Below are 17481 nucleotides of genomic sequence, written 5' to 3'. Positions count from 1 at the left end.
CGTCTCGTCATGGTCTCTCCTGTTTCCGGCATCTAAGCCAAAGTCAGGCAGAAATTCCACTTATCCTGGCTGTTCAGATTTCCCGAGCCACCTCTCAGCTCCATGGTCACCGCTATGCCAGGTTCCGAAGTCTGGTGCGCGTGCAAACGCAGTGCCTGCTCGCAGCTGCCGCCCAAAACATCAAGAAGATCGCAATGGCCCTCACCAAGCCTCCCAAACAGGCGCAAGCTTGAGGCCGACAAGGCCAATACACCGGAAACAAAAAAACGCCCGAAATCCCGATATAAAACCATCAAAAAAACAAACCCGCCGAAATCGACGGGTTTGTCAGCGGTCTGAAACAAAAGCCGCGGTTTTCCGCGGCTTTTGTTTTTTCTGCTTCCCCACCGTCCGCCGGATTTCACCGGTCGCCGCGCGATGGGCATCGACATCCGGAAAATGCCCGCCCCCCGCTTCCCGGCAGGCTTCCGCCGTCGGGGCGCGCTTTGTTGCGGCCTGCGGAATTGCAGGGTGATCCACCTTATTGTTGCAGCCGCCATTGAGCGCCACAGGGGTTGAGATATCGGAGAACGGCAGTGCTGCCGTCATCCTTGATGTTCCGCAATGCATCATTTGTGTTTCCATTAGCAATTGTGAAACAAATGTTGCAAGCGGTGGAAAAGGCGTTAGGGTTTGATGCATGGAAACGCCGCCGCTTGCAGATGTGATCATCAATTCCTTTGACGGATACTCCGGAGAGGTCAGGAAAGCAGCACGGTTCGTGCTCGACAATCCGCGCGACGTGGCGCTTCTGTCCATGCGCGAACAGGCCCGACGGGCGGGGGTGCAGCCCTCGACCATGTTGCGGCTCGCCAGGCAACTCGGCTTCGAGGGCTATGATCCCGTGCGCGATGCCTATGCGAACGCCATGCGCAATCCGGCGACGAGTTTCGAGCGCAAGGCGCGCGATCAGCAACGATTGCAGAACCTGGGCGGTAATCAGGCGCTCGCGGCGAAGATCGTCGCGTCGGTCACCCGGCAGCTGGAAGCGCTGTCTGCGGCGGAGCAGCTTGTTCGCCTCACCGACGCCGCGACGCTTCTGGCCAGGGCCCGCCGTGTCTATTGTCTCGGGCTGCGGGCCAGCCACCCGATCGCCTGGCAGCTCAACTACATTCTGTCGCTTGTCGGCGACAAATCGGTCCTTCTGGACGACATCGCCAATACCGGGTCGGACCGGATCAGGTTCGCGGGCAAGGACGACGTGCTCTTCGCCGTCACGGTCATGCCCTATACCCAGCTGACGCTGGATATTGTCGATTACGCGCACAAGAAGGGCGTGCCGGTCGTCGCCCTGACGGACAGTCCGGTCTCGCCGCTGGCAAAACGCGCCACCATAACAATCGCCACGACAACGGAGAGCCCTTCCTTCTACCACACGATGACACCCGCCTTTGTGCTCGCGGAAATCCTGGCCGTTCTGGTCGCCGGTCAGGGAGAAAACGAAACACTGGAAGCGCTCAGGCAGGTGGATTCCTATCATGCGAGCCTTGGCACGCATGCCGCTACACGGCCCCATCCCATCGCGACCCCATCAAAAGAAGTCCAATGACTCATCTTCTTCACCGATCCATCCAGTCCGATCTTCCGGTCGCCGCCCGTGGTGAGGGAGTTTTTATCTATGACCGGGACGGGAAGGTTTATCTCGACGCCTCGGGCGGCGCCGCGGTTTCCAGTCTCGGCCATGGTCACCCGGATGTCCTGAAGGCGCTTCACGCGCAACTGGACACCATCGCCTATGCCCATACGGGTTTCTTCACCACGGAAGTCGCCGAAAAGCTGGCGGACCGGCTGATCGAGGATGCCCCGGAGGGCCTGGATAAGGTCTATCTGGTCAGTGGCGGTTCGGAGGCCATGGAGGCGGCCCTGAAGATGGCGCGCCAGTATTTCGTGGAAACCGGTCAGCCCGGACGTCGGCATGTGATCGCGCGCCGTCAGAGCTATCACGGCAACACGCTCGGGGCACTCGCGGCGGGTGGCAACGCGTTGCGGCGGACGCAGTTCAGCCCCCTGCTCATCGAAACCCACCACATCGCGCCCTGTTATGCCTACCGCCATCAGCATGAGGGCGAGAGCCTGGAGAACTATGGCGCGCGCGCGGCCGGGGAGTTGGAAGACAAGATCCTGGAGCTGGGCGAAGACCAGGTGATGGCGTTCGTGGCCGAACCGGTCGTCGGCGCGACCAGCGGCGCGGTGCCTCCGGCGCCGGGGTATTTCCGCAAGATCCGCGAGATCTGCGACCGCTACGGCGTCCTGCTGATCCTTGATGAGGTCATGTGCGGCATGGGCCGCACAGGCACGCTGCATGCCTGCGAGCAGGAGGGGATCAGTCCGGATCTACTGGTCATCGCCAAGGGCCTCGGCGGCGGCTATCAGCCGATCGGGGCGGTGCTGCTCAGCGGCAGGATCTTCGAGGCTTTCGAACAGGGAAGCGGGTTCTTCCAGCACGGGCACACCTATATGGGCCACCCGATGGCGGCGGCGGCGGGGCTTGCGGTGCAGGACATCATCCGGCGCGACAACCTCCTGGCGAATGTCATGGCCATGGGCGCGCATCTGACGGACTGCCTGGCGCAGCGCTTCGGACAGGATCCACGCGTTGGGGACATTCGCGGCCGGGGATTGTTCCAGGCAATCGAGCTTGTCGAAAACAAGGAAACGAAGGCTCCGTTCGATCCGGCGTTCAAGATCCACGCGCGCATCAAGCGCGAGGCCATGCAACGGGGTTTGATGGTCTATCCGATGGGAGGCACGATCGACGGCCGGGAAGGGGATCACGTGCTGATCGCGCCGCCTTTCATCGCAACGAAGACAGATATCGAAACGATCGTCGATCGCCTCGGCGCTGCCGTCGATGCAGCGACACAGTCGATCGGACGGGCCTAGGTCACGGATTCACAAATGAGGATGTCCTAGCGTCAACTTTCAAATACAATGGTTGCAAGCAAAGTCTTTCACAGCCTGTCCTGGCTGTGCTCAGGGGCGCGGGGAACCACGTCCGTTACCGTAAAACAGGGGAACACCTATGAAACTCATGTACTCTGTAATTGCCGGGGCCTTCGCCCTCGGCTTGAGCGCGTCGGCAGCGACCGCGGAAGAATATATTTCCATCGGAACCGGCGGTGTCACCGGCGTTTATTATCCGACCGGCGGGGCAATCTGCCGTCTGGTGAACAAGGACCGCAAGCAGCACGGTATCCGCTGCTCGGCGGAATCCACCGGCGGATCGGTCTATAACATCAACACCGTGCGGGCCGGCGAACTTGAATTCGGCGTTGCCCAGTCCGACTGGCAGTATCATGCCTATCACGGCACCTCCAAGTTCGAGGACCAGGGGCCTTTCGAGAAGGAACGGTCGGTTTTCTCCGTCCATCCCGAGCCGTTCACCCTGATCGCCCGCAAGGGGTCCGGCATTACCGGCTTCGCGGATATCAAGGGCAAGAAGGTCAATGTCGGCAACGCCGGGTCCGGCCAGCGCGCCACGATGGAAGTCGTCATGGATGCCTTCGGCATGACCATGGATGACCTTGCCCTGGCGGCGGAGCTGAAGGGCTCGGAAATGGCCCAGGCGATTTGCGACGGCAAGATCGATGCGATGATCTACACCGTAGGTCACCCGGCGGCGGCCATCACGGAAGCGGCAACCACTTGCGATGTCGAGATCGTTCCGGTGGCGGGCGAGCCGATCGAGAAGCTCGTCTCCGACAATCCCTATTACCGCGTCGCCACCATTCCGGGCGGCATGTACAGGGGCACCGACAATGACGTGAACACTTTCGGTGTCGGCGCCACCTTTATCTCCTCCGCCGATGTATCCGACGAAGTCGTCTACGTCGTGGTCAAGGCGGTTTTCGACAATTTCGACGCCTTCAAGAAGCTGCACCCGGCTTTCGCCAACCTGAAGGAAGAAGAAATGATCAAGGACGGCCTGTCCGCTCCGCTTCATCCTGGCGCGGTGAAATACTACACGGAACGCGGCTGGATGTGATCCACGCAGAATGCGCCGGGCGGGTCCGCCTGCCCGGCTTTTGCCGTCTAATATAAAAGAATACGGTCCCTCGGGACCGCTTCCGGCTGGGGCCGGATGCCGGGTGCTGTGCCTGGCCACGCGGGGAAGCGCGTTCTGAAAACCGGAGCGCAAGCGGAGGGACTAGGCATGTCAGTGGAAGACGACACCCGGCGCAATAAAGACGTCGATGTGGATATGATGGTCGCCGTGGTCGAGACCGGCGCCCGGACCGCGGCGGGGGCCGCGGGCAAGTTCATACTCGCACTCGCGTTCGTCTGGTCCTGTTTCCAGATCTATATCGCCTCGGACGTGCCATACGTCCTGACCGAGGTGACAGGGGTCAACGTCGTTTTCAACAATCAGGAGGCCCGGCAGTTCCATCTGGCGTTCGCTCTTGCCCTGGCCATGCTGGCCTATCCGCTTTTCAAGACCTCGCCGCGCAACCGTGTTCCTCTCTACGACTGGGTCCTCGCCATTCTCGGCGCGTCGTCCTGTCTTTATCTTTTTGTCTTCAAGGAAGAAATCGCCAACCGCGCCGGCCTGCCGACCACCGCCGATCTCGTCTTTTCCATCATGGGCATGGTCAGTCTCGGCATCGCGGTCTACCGGTCTCTCGGCCTGCCGCTGGTGATTGTCGCCTCGGTTTTCGTCTTCTACGTCTTCTTCGGTCATGCCTCCTTCATGCCGGATGCGATCCAGTGGAAAGGCGCTTCCCTGGGCAAGGCCATGTGGCACTACTGGATGCAGTCGGAGGGCGTCTTCGGCGTCGCACTCGGCGTTTCCGCCTCGATGATCTTCCTGTTCGTGCTCTTCGGCTCACTTCTGGAAAAAGCCGGCGCGGGGAACTATTTCATCAAGCTCGCCTTCGCGCTGCTCGGTCACCTGCGCGGCGGCCCGGCAAAGGCGGCCGTGGTCGCCTCCGCCCTGTCCGGTCTCTACTCGGGTTCGTCCATCGCCAACGTGGTGACCACAGGCACCTTCACCATTCCGCTGATGAAGCGCACCGGGTTCTCGCCTGAAAAGGCGGGCGCCGTGGAAGTCGCCTCTTCCACCAACGGTCAGCTCACACCGCCGGTCATGGGCGCCGCGGCGTTTCTGATTTCCGAGTTCACCGGTATCTCCTATCCCGAACTCATCAAGCACGCCTTCCTGCCCGCGGTGATTTCCTACATAGCCCTCGTCTATATCGTGCATCTGGAAGCCCTGAAGCTGGGCCTGGAAGGCATGAAGCGTCCCACGGTCACCGCGACTCTTGCGCGGCGGCTTTCCGGTGTTCTCTTCGGCTTCATCGCAATGTGCGTGCTCGCCGCCGTGGTCTATTACGGCCTCGGCTGGATCAAGGTGGTCTTTCCGAACCTGACATTCGCCGCCGCGGCGATCATCTGCCTTGCCGCCTATGTCATCCTGGCCATCATCGCCTCCCGGCATCCCGACCTTGAGATGGACGACCCGAATGCGCCGATCGAAGAACTGCCAAAGGCATGGGACGTGGCCGTTACGGGCTTCTATTTTCTGCTGCCCATCGTCATCCTGATCTGGTGCATCCTGATCGAGCGGCTGTCGCCGACCACGTCCGCCTATTGGGCGACCATCTCCATGCTCACCATCGTGCTCACCCAGCGGCCGCTGAAAGCGGCCTTGCGGGCTAGCGGAGAAATGGGCGCTGCCTGGAAACAGGGCTTCAGGGACTTCATCGACGGTATGATCTCCGGCGCCCGCAGCATGATCGGCATCGGTGTGGCCACGGGCGCGGCCGGCATCATCGTCGGCACGGTCTCCCTGACCGGCGCGCACCAGGTGGTCGGCGAATTCGTCGAATTCCTCTCCGGCGGCAACCTCATGCTCATGCTCTTCCTGGTGGCGGTCATGAGCCTGATCCTCGGTATGGGTCTGCCGACCACGGCCAACTATATCGTGGTGTCTTCGCTCATGGCGCCGGTGATCGTCACGGTCGGCGCGCAGAGCGGGCTGATCGTTCCCCTGGTCGCCGTACATCTGTTCGTATTCTATTTCGGCATCCTGGCCGACGACACGCCCCCGGTGGGTCTGGCGGCCTTTGCCGCGGCGGCCATATCGGGAGGAGATCCGATCCGCACCGGTATCCAGGGCTTCAGCTACGATATCCGCACGGCGCTTCTGCCGTTCCTGTTTATCTTCAACACGGAACTGCTGTTGATCGACGTCGGTCCGGTGAAGGCGGTCTTCATCTTCGTCATCGGGGTGACGGCGATGATGCTCTTCGCGGCGGCGACGCAAGGCTATTTCCTCGCCAGAAGCCGGATATGGGAAACCGCCGCCCTGCTTCTGGTCGCCTTCACGCTTTTCCGCCCCGGGTTCTGGCTCGACTACGTCCAGGCCCCTTATGTGGACCGGCCGGGTTCGGATCTGGTCCAGCTTGCCGGCCAGGTTGAAGATGGCGGTACGCTTCGAATGGTGGTCTCGGGACCGGATTTCGACGATCCCGACCAGATCGAGGATCTGACGCTGGTGATTGAACTCGGGCCGAAAGCCGACGGCACCGACCGCCTGTTCAAGATCGGCCTGACGGTCATGGAAGACGGGGACAAGACGGTTCTGGAAGAGCCGCTGCCCGGAACGCCGTATTTCACCCAATTGCAGGGATACGATTACTACGCCGACGAGAGCGTGGTGGTTTCGAAAGTGCAATTGCCCGCAGAAAGGATGCCGAAGGAAGTCTTCTACATTCCTGCATTGCTGCTGTTGGGACTTGTTATCCTGATGCAGCGCCGCCGCCAGACCGTGCCGGCATTCTAACACTCTAAAGTCGATCGACTTCGAGACCTCCAATCGATTCCGATTGGAGGTCTGTCGATCTAGAATTGGGGGAAAACAATGACTGGTAAAATTCTCGTATCGCTCGATCTCGGCGAGCCGGAAGACGCAAGGCAGCTTCTGAAAACCGCGGAGGACCTGGCAGGCCTTCGCACGGACGAGCTTCACATCGTCACCGTCGTGCCGACGTATTCCATGCCGATCGTGGGCTCTTATTTCGGTCCCGGAGAGGAAGAAAAGGTTCTTGAAAGGGCGCTTTTGGCCCTCAAGACCTTTCTTTCCGAAAATGCCGCGTCGCCGGAAAAGGTCAAAGGGCATATCGCCCACGGTTCGATCTATTCCGAGATCATGAATGTCGCCGACAAGCTGGACTGCGACCTTATCGTGATCGGAGCCCACCGGCCCGGCCTGAGCGACTACCTGCTCGGTCCCAACGCCGCGCGCGTGGTGCGCCACGCCAACCAGTCCGTTTACGTCGTCCGGCATTAGGGACAGACCTCCAATCGGCAGCGATTGGAGGTCTGACGATCTAAAGCGTGCCGCGTCAAATTGAATTCAGGAAATCGCCCGAACGCATTTGCAATGCAAACGCTGCCTCGGGCGTTCTCCCAAATCCATGAATCCGCTTAAACGCGACGCGCTCTAAGTCGCGGTTGTCTTGGTCTTGTGTCTGCTGAAGAGACCGGCCGCCTTCAAGACGGCGACGTAAAGGACCGGCACAAGCAGAATTCCCAGGATTGCCGAGAAGACGATCCCGCCGAGCATTCCCGTGCCGATCGATTTTTGCGCCTGCGAACCTGCGCCGGTCGCAAGCACCAAGGGTGTGATACCCAGGCCGAAGGCGAAGGACGTCATGATGATCGGCCGCAGGCGCAGACGGGCCGCTGTAATCGTGGCCTCGTACAGTTCCGTTCCCTGCGACCGCAATGTCTGCGCAAATTCGACGATCAGAATTGCGTTTCGCGAGGCCAGTCCGATGATCGTCAGAAGCCCGACCTTGAAGTAGACATCGTTCGACTGGCCGAAATACCAGGTTGCCAGCATGGCCCCGAAGAGACCCACCGGGACGCACAGCATGACCGAGAAGGGGACTGTCCAGCTTTCGTACAGGGCCGCGAGACAGAGGAACACGATCAGCGCGGACAACGAAAAGAGGATCGTCTGCTGATCGCCGGCAAGGCGTTCCTGATAGGAAATTCCCGTCCAGGCAAAGCCGTAACCGCCCTCGAGCTTTCCGACCAGTTCCTCCATCGCGTCCATGGCCTGACCGGAACTCACCCCGGGGGCGGTGGCGCCTGAGATCTGGAGCGCCTGGCTGTCGCCGTAGCGTTCAAGACCCGGGTAGGTTTCCGACCATTCCTTGGTCACGAAGGCCGAGAAGGGCACCATCTCGTTATCGCTGTTGCGCGCGGACCAGGTGTCGATATCCGTCGGCTGCATGCGCCATGTCGCGTCGCCCTGCACGATGACCTTGCGCTGATCGCTGCCGAGGCTGAAGTCATTCACGTAAGCGCCGGCGAATACCGTCGTCAGCATCGTATTGATGTCCGCCAGCGCGAGCCCGTAGGCTTCCGCCTTCTGCTGGTCGATATTCAGCCGCAGGGACGTCTGCTTGGCGTTGTCGCTGCTGCGCACGCCGAGAACCCGGCTGTCCGTCTGGGCTGCGGCGACCAGCTTGTCGGCGGCTTCGCTCAAGGCGTCGATGCCGTTTCCGGCCTGGTCCGTCAGGTACATAGTGAACCCGGAGGAGGATCCAAGCCCCTGGATCGCCGGAGGCAACAGGAAATAGACCTGCGCCATCCTGTTGTTGAAGAACGCGGCATTCGCGCGCGCGCTGATTGTGGCGGCGCTGAGGTCCGGACGATCCTTGTAGCCCTTGAGTTTGACGAACAGCAGCGCCTTGTTCTGGCTGACGCCGCTGAAACTGAACCCGAGCGCGGCAAACACCGAGGTCACGACATCGGATTCCTTGTCGAGCAGATATTGTTCGACGGCTTCCACGGCCTGCGCGGTCTGCTCTGTCGTTGCGCCTTCAGGCAACTGCACCATCGCCATCATCACGCCCTGATCCTCGGTCGGAACGAAAGACGACGGCAGACGGTCGAAAATCCACATGGTGCCGTAGCCGATCGCGAAGACCAGAACGATCGCGCTGAACGGGCGGCGCGCCAGACGGCTGACAATGCCGCAATATCCATCTGTCATCCGGTCGAAACCGGTGTTGAACATCCGTATCGGCGCGGCGCGGGGCTTGCCGTGCCTCGGCTTCAGCAGCTGTGCGCACATGGTCGGCGTCAGAACAAGGGCGACAAACAGCGACAGGACCATCGCTGTGATGATGGTGACCGAGAACTGGAAGTAGATCACACCGGTCGATCCGCCCATGAAGGCCATGGGTAGAAACACCGCGGACAGCACCAGAACAATCCCGACCAGCGCCCCGGATATGTCCTTCATGCTCTTCTCGGTGGCCTCGAGCGCGCTCAGGCCCTCTTCCTCCATGATCCTCTCGACGTTTTCGACGACGACGATCGCGTCGTCCACCAGAAGGCCGATGGCCAGAACCATGGCGAACATGGTCAGGGTGTTGATCGACATGCCCAGCATCGACAGCACGCCGAAAGTTCCCAGCAGCACGATCGGGACGGTGACCGCCGGTATCAGCGTTGCCCGCCAGCTTTGCAGGAAGAGCAGGGTCACGAGCGAGACAAGCACAATGGCCTCGCCCAGCGTCTGATAGACCTGATCGATGGATTCCTGCACAAAGGGCGAGATGTCGAAGGGATATTCGACCGTCACCCCTTCCGGCAGAGCAGAAGACAGTGTCCTGGTGGCGGCCCGGACGCGTTTTGCCGTTTCCACCGCGTTTGCGCCGTCCGCGAGACTGACTCCGAAGCCGGCTGCCGGTTTGCCGTTGTAGCGGCTCGAGGTTCCGAAATCTTCGGCCGACAGTTCAATTCTGGCGACATCGGACAAATAAACGCTTGAGCCGTCCTTGTTGGTCTTGAGAAGAATGCGCTCGAAATCCTGTACCGTCGAAAGCTGGGATTGCGCCGTGAGCGCCATGGTGATCTGCTGACCCTTGAGCACCGGCTGGCTGCCAAGCGATCCGACCGTGACGTTGGTGTTTTGCTCGGACACCGCAAGGCTCACATCCGAGGGACTGATCTGAAACCGGTAGAGCCGGTAGGGATTGAGCCAGATCCGCATCGCGAATTGCGTGCCGAAGCTGTTGATGGATCCGACACCCTCCACTCTCTGGACAGTGTTCTGAATCGTGGACGTCAGAATGTTGCCCAGCTGAACCGAGTTGTAGGCGCCGTCCTTCGAGACGAGGGCACCCACCAGCAATATCGATGAATTCGACCGGGAGACGGTGAGCCCGGCGCTGATCACCTGCGCAGGCAGTCCCGCCTGGACCAGTTGCAGCTTGTTCTGCACCTGCACCTGCGCGAGTTCAGGCTCGACGCTGTCGTCGAATGTCAGCGAGATGCTCGAGGACCCTTCGGATGAACTCGCGGTCATGTAGGTCATGCCGCTGAGCCCGGTCATGCCGTTCTGGATAACGGAGGTCACGGAGTTGTCGACGACTTCAGCGGAGGCCCCGGCGTAGCTTGCGGAGATCGTGACCGTGGTCGGCGCGATTTCGGGATATTGCGAAATCGGCAGTGAATTCAGGCCGTAGAGGCCGAACAGCATGGTCACGATCGCAAGAACCCATGCAAAGACGGGCCGCCGGAGGAAAAAGGAAGCCATCGGACTATTTCTCCGTCTTGGGTTTCGAGGCGTCGTCCTGAACCAGTCCGTCGGCATTGATCGTCGCGGGCACCGGGTTGACTTTCACTCCCGGCCTCATCGCCACAAGGCCGTCGACAATGACCTTGTTGCCGGGCTGAAATCCCGTTTCCACGACCCAGTTGTTCTCGTAGGTCCCCTTTTCGGTGAACTGGACCTGTTTCGCGGTGTTGTCCTTGTCGACGATAAAAGCCGTCAGCAGCCCGGTGTTGCCGCGCTTGGCCGCCCGCTGCGGAACAAGAAAGGCGTCCACCGTTCCGATCTGAATATCTCCGCGCAGAAACATGCCGGGGAGAATCTTGTTGCCGGGGTTTTCAAATCTGAACCTCAGTGACGCCGTTCCCGTGGTGGTGGTCACTGTCGTTCCCGCGGCCACGAAGTTTCCTTCGCTTGCAAAGGCTTCGCCGGTCTCCAGGGTCAGTTTCGCTTTCAGGCGCTCGGTTATCTTCAAGCTGCCGGCTTCGACTTCCGCGCGCAGCTTCAAGATGATCGTGCTGGATTCCTGCATGGTCACTTCGATCGGATCGAGCGTCGTGACGATGGTCATGGCATCGGACTGCGAGCCGACAACGAGATCGCCGACCGAAACACTGGCAACGTCGGCTCTGCCCTTGATGGGGCTCTTGATTGTCGTCCAGGAGAGCTGCGTGCGGGCGAAATCAAGGGAAGCCTGAGCGGATTTGAGGCTGGCCTCGTCGGTGGCCATGGTCGCCTGCGCCTTCTCGACCTGGGCTTTTGAGGTCGCCGTCCCTTCAAGGGATTTCGACCTTTCGTAAGAGGCCTTGGAAGCAGTCGCATTCGCCTGGGCAGTGGCTACATTCGCTTCGGCCTCCGCTACCGCGGCCGCATAGCTGGCATCGTCCAGCTTGAACAGAGGATCACCGACGGCAATTTCCTTGGTTGGATCGTACAGAATTTTTTCGACGACCCCGCTGACGCGCGGCCGGATGCTGACCTGCCGGAATGCAACCGCGCGGCCGGGAAGGCTCAGGATGCGCGGAACCTCCTGTTTCGCCATGGTCACGACCCCGACGTCCATGGGGGGCGCGCCGGTCTGGGCGAAGGCGGCATCGTGCGCCGTCAACCCAAGGCTGATTGCCGCTGCGATCCACAATCTCAAATAGCCGGCTTCTTTGCATACCGATCCGAACATATCTGCACGACCCTTGTTTGCTGAAATACGAGACCTACGGCCCTGGAAGGAATTGCGGTCTCTTTCCTAAGCATCTTTCGTGAAGGAATATTGAATCGACGGTATTTCGTGACAGCAAATTCTACATATTTTTCTTTTCTCGTGCGGTCCGGTCGACGGGCATCACTTTCTCTCCACCTTCCGAGTTGTTCCGAATCACACGACTATGTTTGAATGTGAATCCAAATCCTTTCGGAAAACTTGATGGATGGATCCGGTGCAAGAATTCCGGTCTCAATTGGTGTTTCGGCAGGTCATGTCAGAAATACCAATAAAAAAAGCCCGGCTGCGGAAGTTGGCAGCCAGGCTCGAAATCCAATTGTATCTTCGGCGCCGCAGATGTCCCGCGGTTACTTCATCAAGAAGCTTTTGACGCTGCGGCGGAAGAGGAAGAACGTGACTTCGTTGCGGCCTCGTATTCCTTCTTGAAGAAACCGCGCATCTTTTCGGCATCGAACGTCAGAAGCGTGCCACCGGATTCGAAATGCATTGTGAAGGTGCGCCCCACGGCGTAGGTCGCAGCGGTGGCGAAGATCGGCGCGCTTACGATACCGAGAGCCGTGCCAAGTACCGGAATGGCCTTCAGCAAGCTCGCCGCAGTGATGCCTGCTCCGACCGGAACGATTGTCGACAGAAGAGCGGTGATCGCTGCCTTGCCGGCATTGGAGCTGAACTTTACGTCGTAAACGTCGGAGATGTCCTTTACGAGTTTAAGTTGCAGCGCCGCGATGGCTGCGAGATCCACGACGGGTATCGGAATGAACGCCGCGCCGCCGGCAAAGGCGGCATAGCGTTTGGTCAACGAGAGTGCCGTGTCGGCACGATCAAGCTCTTCAGTCTCGGTGGCAGGCATATCTATCTCTTCCTATAGCGAACGAGTCGGCGTGTGGCTAAGTCGTGTGCCGGTCGCACCGGCTATATGGAAAGGCCGGCAATTCGGCCCCCAATACATCTGCCCTTTGAGAAAAGAGCGAAGCAGCGAGAACCTAATGGAAAAACGCCCAAACGACAACGAAAAATCCCGATGTGATTGTAAAAAATGCTGATGAATCAAGTTTCGAATTGCCAATTCATTACAATCCGCGCGGTTCAGTTCCCGAGGCCATGCCTTTCTGATAGCGGCTTCAGCGCCTCGAATACGCAGCTTGAAAATGCGTGCGGGTGAGAGTGCAGAAAGAAGTGACCGCCGTCAACGATTTGCAAATGAAATGAACCACTTGTCTCATTTTTCCAGGGCTGCATGTCGCCCGGTCCGGCATAGGTGTCATGGCGTCCGGCTATGGCAAGAATGGGAAGATCCAACGGGGCAGAGGTTCGGGTCACGGCCTGTCTCGCAATGCTGAAATCCGCACGCAAAGTTGGTTCCACCAGCATTTTCAGCTCATCGTTGCACAGCACTTCCTCGGGCGTGCCTTCGTATCCCGCGATCAGATCCCAGAAAGTTTCCGAGTCGAGCGATTCAATCCGCGGGATTCTGGAAGGCAGTGCCGGAGCCGCATGGGCCGCGACAATGAGCTGAAGCGGAAGAGGCCGTCCCGCCGCCGCGAGCGCATGCACAAGTTCAAGGGACACCCGGCTTCCCATGGAATAACCCAAAAGCGCATAGGGCCTGTCGAGATGGGGTGCAACCTCAGACTGCAGGATCTCCACCAGCTCCGCCAGATTTCCGACAGGCGGTTCAAACATGCGGTTTTCGCGGCCCGGCAGTTGAACCGGTTGAACATCGAGCCAGTCGGGCGCGGCCCGGCAAAACGCCTGAAACTGCGCTACACCGCCTCCGGCGAAGGGCAGTACGAAAAGCCGCAGAGGCGCGGCTGCCTGATTTTCGGCGCGGGGAAGCCATGGGCTTTTTCTTGAAGCGGTAGCGATCACGGGCAGCAGCTTTCCGGGGCAGGATAAAAAGACATCTGTGAAGTCGTGTCCGGTGTCAGGATATCTCCGGACATTCATAATCGTAAAGCCGGATCTCAAGGCGTTTGCCGAAGGTTGCGACATGAGCCACCGCCCCCGCGGGCGCCGGAAGACGTTGAAGGGAGATCCACCGACCGGCGATTTTGCCGGTCACCGGTCCTGTAGCGGTGAGCGAACCGAGCGATATCGTGCGAGGGTCCGTCATGAGCCCGGTGCCAAGCAGCTTGAGCACGGATTCCTTCGCGGTCCACAGCAGGAGAAACCGTTCCGCGGTTATTCCCTCCGCGTGCGCCTGCCGCCACTCGCCGGGCGCTGCGATCTGGCGAAACAGCGGCACCGGATCGTCCCGTGGAGGCGGTTCGAGGTCGATCCCCACCGGCCCGGCGGAGATGGCGAGCCAGATTTCCTCGTCGGAGTGGGTCACGTTGAAGCCGATGGGATCGCCCGGCAGTCCGGGTTTGCCGTGAGGACCGGCCGTGATCGCAAGATCCGATGAGGGAACGCCCAATTCGGTGGAGATTTTCCGGCGTACCCACGTCCGGCCGGCACGATAGCGCGCCGCATCAGTCGGTCGCACGAACCGCGACGCCCGTTCTATTTCGGCTTCGCTCAATAAGCTGCAATCATCGGACAACTCCTCAAACCGGGCCCTGAAGATATCGACGCATCCGGTGGAACGGGGCGGATCTGATGATTGGATTTGCACAGACACGTTCCTCCGGCGGCGCTCACGATCCCTGAGAACGTCCCGATCCGTCGAGGCAAATCGGCCGTGCCGAAATTAGTTCCTCTCTGCGGGCGGAACCCTGTTCTTAATTCATGTCCGAGTTGGTCCGCAAGGGCTTGCAAAACCGCTGCGGGACTTTCAATAATGTATTAATGTATGTATTTTCCCTTTCCGCTCTGTTGGCGGATCGAGTACTTTTGACTATAAAAATGCAACCTATGGTAGGTCTCGCGAAGTGTTCTCTGGATGGGTTTAAATCTCATATTGACACTTATTACAATGTTTGCCTATCTCAGGACGATAATGCAGATTTGACTGGAATATTCGCTTGTATAGCTGCACGCTAGAAGCCTTTCCGCAACCCACGTCATGATCGCCAGGGGCTCGAATTGCAGAAATCCGGACCAGTGCGGGTCTCTTATGACAAGTCACCACAACCGGTGGGCGAGGCCAGTCAGATCAAGTTCGCGGGGACGGATGAGGATCTGCGCAATCTGCTGCTGCAGGCAAATCCGGATCGGGGCATTCATTACGGAATACAGGGTGAAACTTACCAGTCTTATGCTGAGCTAAGCGAAGCAGGGGAACGGATCGCTCTCGGCCTGATGGCGGCGGGCGTTGCCGAGGGAGACGCCGTGATCGTGATGATCGGCGCGCCGCGGCATTTCCTTGAATGTTTCTGGGGATGTCTGCTCGCCGGAGCGCAGCCGGTCCCCCTGCAGTCCGGCGCGACCGATGAGGCGGCGCTCAAGGTCTTGCGGGTGGCGGAGGTTCTCGGATCGCCGTGGCTGATTTCCGACAGGGATCTCTCGTCGCCGTTCGACAGGATATCGGCGGCACACGGTCTTGAAGACGTGTTGAGTATCCTTGCCGCTAAGCAGTTGAGCCATGGTGCACTGGTCAACAGACTTGAGGATGCGGTTCTGCGCCTTCGCCTCAAAACCGTGGGCGTGGGCCCCGACAGCACGGCCTTCATACAGTTTTCCTCCGGATCGACGGGCGATCCGAAAGGTGTGGTCCTTACCCACCGCCGGATCCTCGCGCATCTGGCGGATCTTGGAACCAGTTGCGAGGCATGTTCCGATGATGTCTTCCTGAGCTGGTTTCCGCTGACGCATGACATGGGAATGATGCTCATGCATCTCCTGCCGCTCGCCCTTGGAGCGGAACAGGTGCAGATCGAGACGAAGTCCTTCGTACAGCGGCCCCGGCGTTGGCTGGCCCGTGCCGCGGAGCTGAAAGCGACCGTTCTTTGCACCAATAATTTCGGCCTCAAGCATTTCCTGAAAGTGACCGAGGGCGGCACTCCGGTGCGGGACGATCTCTCCGGTGTCCGGCTGATGTTCAACGCGGCGGAACCCATCTCGGCGGAACTGTGGGAAACGTTCATGACCTTCGTGAGCGAGACCGGCCTCCCGCGTTCGGCGATGTATCCGGGCTACGGTCTTGCCGAAGCGACGCTGGCTGTGTCGGTCCCGGTTCCCGGCGACGGACTTCGTACCCTCAGCGCAAGCCGCGCCGCGCTCGGTCCCGGCGATACGGTGCGCCCGCCCGACAAGCCGCGGGACGAGGTTCTGCTGGTCGATGTCGGACGGGCAATTGAAAATACCAGGCTGCGCATCGCGGGAGAGGGCGGTGCCGATCTCGGCGAAGGCCGTATCGGCGAGGTTCAGCTTCAGAGCCGCAGTGCGGCGGAGGGTTATCTCAACCTGCCACATGACGCGCTTTACACTTCGGACGGCTGGCTTCGGACCGGCGATCTGGGCCTGTTGCGCGACGGCAGGCTGTTCATTACCGGCCGGATCAGGGAGATGATCACCCAGGGCGGCCAGAACTTCTATCCTCACGATATCGAACGGGTGGCAGAAACCATTGCGGGGGTTGACCTCGGCAGGGTCGTCGCAACGTCGGTCTTCGATCCTGACGCGCAGAGCGAACAGCTCCTCATCTTTCTGCATGCCCGACGGGTCGATGCCGCGCTGGCCAGGTTGGCGCGCGACGTTCAAAGTGCGCTTGCCGCGCAGGGTGGATGGAATGTGGACCGGGTCGTTCCGATCACGGCGGTTCCAAAAACCTCAAGCGGCAAAATCCGCAGAAACTTTCTGGGAAGACAGTATCTGTCGGGAGCGTTCGACAGTGCGGCGGCGGAACTTGAGCGGCTGATGCGGGTAAACGCGCGACGCCTCGCAGGCGACCAGCGGGTCCGCACGCGGCAGATCCTTGGCGTGCTCCAGGCCAGCGCGGTCCGGTTGCTCGCCCGGCCGGATATCGATATTCGCAGGCCGCTTGCCGATCAGGGTCTCAACTCGGCCCGGGCAATGGCTCTGCTGGTGGATGCCGGCCAGACGCTGGGACGGGAGATTTCCGTCGCGCAGCTTTACGATAATCCGACTTTACTCTCGCTTGCCGAAGCCCTGAGCGCGGAAGCTCCCGGGCGAAGCGGTGCGCAAGCTGTCACGGTCCAGCCGGGGGTGGCGATCACTGGCATCGGTTGCCGGTTTCCCGGTGGCATTTCGACGCCTGAAAGCCTGCTGGAGATGCTCGCCGAAGGCCGTTCGGCGATCGGGCCGCTGCCGGATGGCCGAGCCCCTGAAAATCTTCCCGCGCGCAGGCGTCCGGTCGCCGGTTTCCTCCAAACAGTCGACATGTTCGACACGGCCGTGTTCGGTATTTCCTGGGCGGAAGCGGCGGCGATGGATCCGCAGCAGCGGCTGCTTCTGGAGGTCTGCTGGGAAGCGCTGGAGCGGGCGGGGCTCAGCGGTGCGGAGCGCAACACGCAATCGGTGGGCGTCTTTGTGGGTATCGGACCGGGAGAATACGGTCTGGGGAGAAACGCAAAGCCGGACCAGTTTTCCTATACGGGCATCGCATCGGCGGTTGCCGCCGGTCGTCTCGCCTTCGCTCTTGGCCTGAAGGGTCCGGCCATGGTGGTGGATACGGCGTGCTCCTCCGCGCTTGCGGCCGTGCATCTGGCGGTGCAAAGCCTCATTGCCGGTGAATGCGACGCGGCGATCGCGG

General features: G+C 60.3%; 13 protein-coding genes (1 of these 13 cut by a window edge). 7 read left to right on the top strand and 6 right to left on the bottom strand.

The window, feature by feature from the left end:
• Window positions 1-233: hypothetical protein (locus CLV41_RS27980; protein WP_146048576.1), on the top strand; the 233-nt coding region annotated here is incomplete at its 5' end.
• Between the two features lie 94 nt (window positions 234-327).
• Here CLV41_RS27980 and CLV41_RS15660 read toward each other — a convergent pair.
• Window positions 328-681: a hypothetical protein gene (locus tag CLV41_RS15660; RefSeq protein WP_146048575.1), complete on the bottom strand. Its 354-nt coding sequence runs from the start codon at window positions 679-681 to the stop codon at window positions 328-330.
• Here CLV41_RS15660 and CLV41_RS15655 point away from each other — a divergent pair.
• The 5 genes from CLV41_RS15655 (at window position 680) to CLV41_RS15635 (ending at window position 7327) form a co-directional block, all read left to right on the top strand.
• Window positions 680-1588: a MurR/RpiR family transcriptional regulator gene (locus CLV41_RS15655; protein ID WP_103223344.1), complete on the top strand. Its 909-nt coding sequence runs from the start codon at window positions 680-682 to the stop codon at window positions 1586-1588. The two genes, CLV41_RS15660 and CLV41_RS15655, sit on opposite strands and share 2 nt — an antisense overlap.
• Window positions 1585-2922, top strand: coding sequence for an aspartate aminotransferase family protein (locus CLV41_RS15650; protein WP_103223343.1), 1338 nt, complete (start codon window positions 1585-1587; stop codon window positions 2920-2922). The genes CLV41_RS15655 and CLV41_RS15650 overlap by 4 nt, the downstream gene beginning before the upstream one ends.
• A gap of 139 nt (window positions 2923-3061) precedes the next feature.
• The gene (locus CLV41_RS15645) at window positions 3062-4024 is read left to right on the top strand and encodes a TAXI family TRAP transporter solute-binding subunit (RefSeq protein ID WP_103223342.1); all 963 of its coding nucleotides are present in this window, start codon (window positions 3062-3064) and stop codon (window positions 4022-4024) included.
• 168 nt (window positions 4025-4192) lie between these two features.
• The gene (locus CLV41_RS15640) at window positions 4193-6820 is read left to right on the top strand and encodes a TRAP transporter permease (RefSeq protein WP_103223341.1); all 2628 of its coding nucleotides are present in this window, start codon (window positions 4193-4195) and stop codon (window positions 6818-6820) included.
• A 78-nt stretch (window positions 6821-6898) separates the two neighbouring features.
• Window positions 6899-7327, top strand: coding sequence for a universal stress protein (locus CLV41_RS15635; protein WP_103223340.1), 429 nt, complete (start codon window positions 6899-6901; stop codon window positions 7325-7327).
• Between the two features lie 153 nt (window positions 7328-7480).
• On the opposite strand, the gene CLV41_RS15630 is transcribed toward CLV41_RS15635, so the two are convergent.
• From CLV41_RS15630 to CLV41_RS15610, 5 genes are all read right to left on the bottom strand, one after another.
• On the bottom strand, window positions 7481-10594 hold the full coding sequence (locus CLV41_RS15630) for a multidrug efflux RND transporter permease subunit (RefSeq protein WP_103223339.1): 3114 nt from the start codon (window positions 10592-10594) through the stop codon (window positions 7481-7483).
• A gap of 4 nt (window positions 10595-10598) precedes the next feature.
• Complete coding sequence (locus tag CLV41_RS15625) at window positions 10599-11786, bottom strand: efflux RND transporter periplasmic adaptor subunit (RefSeq protein ID WP_103223338.1); 1188 nt, start codon at window positions 11784-11786, stop codon at window positions 10599-10601.
• Window positions 11787-12183: 397 nt separating this feature from the next.
• On the bottom strand, window positions 12184-12678 hold the full coding sequence (locus CLV41_RS15620) for a YcjF family protein (RefSeq protein WP_103223337.1): 495 nt from the start codon (window positions 12676-12678) through the stop codon (window positions 12184-12186).
• Window positions 12679-12914: 236 nt separating this feature from the next.
• The gene (locus tag CLV41_RS15615; protein ID WP_170107216.1) at window positions 12915-13697 is read right to left on the bottom strand and encodes a thioesterase II family protein; all 783 of its coding nucleotides are present in this window, start codon (window positions 13695-13697) and stop codon (window positions 12915-12917) included.
• 55 nt (window positions 13698-13752) lie between these two features.
• The gene (locus tag CLV41_RS15610; RefSeq protein WP_408013946.1) at window positions 13753-14442 is read right to left on the bottom strand and encodes a 4'-phosphopantetheinyl transferase family protein; all 690 of its coding nucleotides are present in this window, start codon (window positions 14440-14442) and stop codon (window positions 13753-13755) included.
• Window positions 14443-14852: 410 nt separating this feature from the next.
• Between CLV41_RS15610 and CLV41_RS15605 the strand changes: the two genes are divergently transcribed.
• A protein-coding gene (locus CLV41_RS15605; protein ID WP_103223335.1) for a type I polyketide synthase crosses the window boundary here: on the top strand, window positions 14853-17481 show its beginning. 3905 nt of this gene lie beyond the right edge of the window; only the first 2629 of its 6534 coding nucleotides appear in the window; its start codon is at window positions 14853-14855; the stop codon falls past the right edge of the window.

Source organism: Roseibium marinum, from assembly GCF_002906165.1.
Lineage (GTDB): Bacteria > Pseudomonadota > Alphaproteobacteria > Rhizobiales > Stappiaceae > Roseibium > Roseibium marinum.
Note: the sequence above shows the minus strand (reverse complement) of the source record. Positions and strands in the feature narration are given on the sequence as shown.